Source organism: Streptomyces sp. SID3212 (assembly GCF_009865405.1).
GTDB lineage: Bacteria > Actinomycetota > Actinomycetes > Streptomycetales > Streptomycetaceae > Streptomyces.
The window spans coordinates 1-2,752 of record NZ_WWJY01001120.1 but is presented as its reverse complement, the minus strand read 5'-3'; the positions used below and the strand labels follow the sequence as shown (position 1 = coordinate 2,752).

Here is a 2,752-nt window from a genome sequence, read left to right as displayed (position 1 = left end):
GAGACGGCGACGGGGGCCGCCTTCGCCCACACCGCCGTACTGGCGGGCCGGCCGGGCAACCGCGCGCCGCTGACCGAGGCGGGACGGCTCTTCGGACGGCTCGCGCATCTGCTGGACGCCGTGGAGGACCAGGAGACCGACGCCGTGTCGGGAGCCTGGAACCCCCTCACCGCGACCGGCACGCCCCGGGCGGAGGCCCGGCGGCTCGCCGACGACGCCGTGCACGGCATCCGTCTCGCGCTGCGGGACGCGGAGTTCACCGACGGCCGGCTCGCGCACGTCCTGCTCGCCCACGAACTGCGGGTGTCGGTGGACCGGGCGTTCGGCACGACGGCGTGCGCGCACCCGGGGCACGGCGGCACGCCGGCGGGACACCTGCCGGGCACACCCCCACGGGCACCGGGGGCGCCGGGCATGCCGGGAGCGCCCCAGGGGCCGCACCCCGAGCCGCCCCGGCCGGGCTCACGCGGATTCCTGGCCGGCTGCGCGGCGTTCGCCGCGCTGTGCTGTACGTGTCGGATGTGCTGCGCGGAGAGCTACGAGGGTCCGTGGTCGGGCAAGCAGCGCGAGGGCTGCTGCCACAAGTGCGACTGCGACGGGAACTGCTGCGACTGTGACGGCGGTTGCTGTGACTGCTGCGGATGCTGTGACTGCAGCTGCTGACAGGACGCGAGGGGGGTGACGCGTGGAGCGGCGCATGTGAAGGCACGCGGGAGACGGCGGATGAGCGCCGGTGGTACGGAGGCCGTGCAGGGCGTCAGCTCAACAGGACGAGGACCACACTCGACCGAAGTCGATGTGGGAGCGGGTGACCAGCCACTGCTGCGCATACATGTGCCAAGTGGAACAGGCATCCGTTTCCCCGTCAACCGAGCGACCGGGGACGCCCGGAGTATGGACAAGCTTGACAGCGGACGGTACGGACCGCTTAGCCTCTGAGCCACAAGCGGATCGTGCTGAGGGGCTCGGTCCGCCCGCGTTTTCCGTGAAGGCACATCCCGTGTTCGATCTCTGTATCCACGGAGCCTTCGCATGCCTGTGCCCTCGGAGCCCACCCGTACCCCTGTCCTTACGCGCCTCACCCGGTCCGTCGTCGTGGTCGGCGCGGGCCCGCGCGGCACGGGATTCCTCGAACGGTTCGCCGCCAACGCGCCCGCCCTGTACGACGGCCGGCCCCTCGACATCCACCTGGTCGACCCGTTCCCGCCGGGCGGTGGCCGGATATGGCGCCGCGCGCAGTCGCCGCTCCTCTGGATGAACTCGATGGCCGAGGACGTCACCATGTTCACCGACGACTCGGTGAGGCTCGGCGGTCCCGTCACCGAGGGGCCCGCCCTCCACGACTGGGCGCGGGACGTCGGCGAGGGCAGGGCCGACCTCTCCGAGGAGACCGCGCGCGCCGATCCGGAACTGCGCGCCGAGATAGTCGCCCTGAGCGGGCAGGCCTTTCCCAGCAGGAGGGTGCAGAGCGCCTATCTGAGCTGGGTGTACGAGCGGACCGTGGCGGCCCTGCCGCCGGGCGTCACCCTGCACCGGCACCCGACCCGCGCCCTGCGGGTGAGCGGGCCGCGCGGCGGGAGACAGCGCGTCTGGCTGGAGGACCGTACGGAACCCCTGCTCGCCGATCTGGTGGTCCTGACGCTCGGTCACCTCGACGCGGAACCGGAGCCCGAGCACGTGGAGCTGGCGGGGTTCGCCCGGCGGCACGGGCTGACGCACGTGCCGCCCGACTTCACCGCCGACAGCGACCTGTCGGCCCTGCCTGCCGGTGAGCCCGTGATCGTGCGCGGCTTCGGCCTCGCCTTCGTGGACCTCATGGTGCTGCTCACCGAGGGCCGGGGAGGGCGCTACGCGGTGGTGCCCGGCGAACCGGCGGAGGGCGTCGGCGAGGAGCTGGTCTACCACCCCTCGGGGCGGGAGCCGGTGCTCTACGTGGGATCGCGGCGAGGTGTCCCGTACCACTCCAAGATCGGATACGGCCTGACCGGCGCGAGACCGCCGCTGCCGCGCTTCCTCGGTCCCGAGCAGATCGACGGGCTGCTCCGCGCCCCCCGGCCGCCGGACTTCCGGCGCGACGTCCGGCCCCTGGTCGACAAGGAGCTGGGCTTCGCCCACTACCACCGGCTCTTCACCGCCCATCCCGAGCGCACCCGCATGGCCTGGACGGACTTCGAGGAGAAGTACGCCGCCGCCGGGCCGGGCGGTCCGGAGCTGGACGCGCTCATCGCCGCCGCCGTGCCCGACCCCGCCGACCGGCTCGACCTCGGCCTCCTGGACCGTCCGCTGACCGGCGTGCGCTTCGCCTCTCCCGAGGCGCTCCAGGACGGCCTGCGCGCCTACATCACCGCCGATCTCACCCGCCGGCACGACCCGGCCCACAGCGCCGACCTCGCCGTCTTCCTCGGACTCCTCTCGGTCTACGGGCAGTTGACCCGGCTCGGCGACCTCGGCGACATGGGCGGCCAGTGGCACGGCTTCTTCAGCTACCTCGCCTCGGGGCCGCCGGGACCCCGCCTGCGGCAGCTCCTCGCCCTGTCCCGGGCCGGAATCGTCCGCTTCCTCGGCGCCGACACGACGGTCGAGGCCGACGAGCGGACCGGACTCTTCCGGGCGGGGAGCCCGTCCGTACCGGGGCATCACGTCGAAGCGCGCGCCCTGGTGGAGGCCCGGCTCCCCGACCCGTCGCCGGAGCGCACCCGCAGCCCGCTGCTGCGCGCGCTGTACGAGGAGGGCGCCGCCGCCACCTCCGCCG

At 73.6% G+C, this 2,752-nt stretch carries 1 protein-coding gene and 1 pseudogene; both read left to right on the top strand.

Features of this window, described 5'->3' with window-relative positions:
- Positions 1-663, top strand: a pseudogene (locus tag GT042_RS33255) (cysteine-rich/transmembrane domain-containing protein); the annotation flags it as partial.
- A gap of 369 nt (positions 664-1,032) precedes the next feature.
- Positions 1,033-2,752: FAD/NAD(P)-binding protein (locus GT042_RS33250; RefSeq protein ID WP_161312408.1), on the top strand; the 1,720-nt coding region annotated here is incomplete at its 3' end.